The organism is Pseudomonas sp. 22490, from assembly GCF_052044465.1.
Classification (GTDB): domain Bacteria; phylum Pseudomonadota; class Gammaproteobacteria; order Pseudomonadales; family Pseudomonadaceae; genus Pseudomonas; species Pseudomonas aeruginosa.
This window is the reverse complement of the sequence record NZ_JBQENS010000095.1, coordinates 1-739: the sequence shown is the minus strand read 5'-3', so window position 1 is coordinate 739 and position 739 is coordinate 1. Positions and strand designations below refer to the sequence as shown.

The following is a 739-nucleotide window of genomic DNA, read 5'->3' as shown; positions in this document are numbered from 1 at the left end:
CTGAAGATTCCTCAAGGTTTCTATAATATGGGGGCAATGATCGGTAATCGTGCCGGGGTCAATAATCCTGCAACTGATGGTCTTACTTTTCTTGATAAGGCTGCTAGCCTAGGAAATCCGCCGGCGCTAACCGAACTGGGTAAGCTTTATATTTATGTGGCCAAAAACAGAGAGTTGGGTTTGGCATATACCCAATGTGCTGCGAGTCAGGGTTATGCTCCGGCAAACTATGAGTTGGGGAGTTACTACGAACTCGTTGAACACAACTTTCCAAAAGCAGCAAGATATTATCTTCTTGCTGCCAGTCAAGGAAATGATGATGCTGCCCTCTTCATGTCCGGAGTTTTTGATAAGACCAGTCCCGATGTTGACAGAATGTGGTACTCCCCCGATGAAAAACTACACAAGGAATATTATTCAATCTATAAAAAGCTTGAAGCTGATCCTGATTTACGTTTTCCCAACCTGATGAAGGAGCATCCGTTACCACCTCATCCCACTCAGGGCTACGACGCAGATCGGCCTGACTGGAAACCGGAGCAGTGATGCGGCTGATGGCTATTGGACTTTGGGCCGTGCTGTGTCTTGCAGCCGTCCCCGTGATGGCCAACAGCAAATCGTTTGTCTGCGTTAATGAAAAAGGCCATCTGCCGCCGTTGGATTCGCAAGCCGATGTCTGGTACCGCGAAGCAGCCGCCTTGGCCAAGCCCGATACTCTGCGGCCCTGGGGCCGTATCGT

Annotated in this window: 1 protein-coding gene and 1 pseudogene; both read left to right on the top strand. The window is 49.5% G+C overall.

Annotated elements, in window-relative coordinates; translation table 11 throughout:
- The coding region (locus ACTJJX_RS35050) for a tetratricopeptide repeat protein (protein ID WP_161557731.1) at positions 1 to 546 on the top strand (546 nt) is incomplete at its 5' end.
- Positions 547 to 554: 8 nt separating this feature from the next.
- A pseudogene (locus ACTJJX_RS35045) lies at positions 555 to 739 on the top strand (tetratricopeptide repeat protein); the annotation flags it as partial.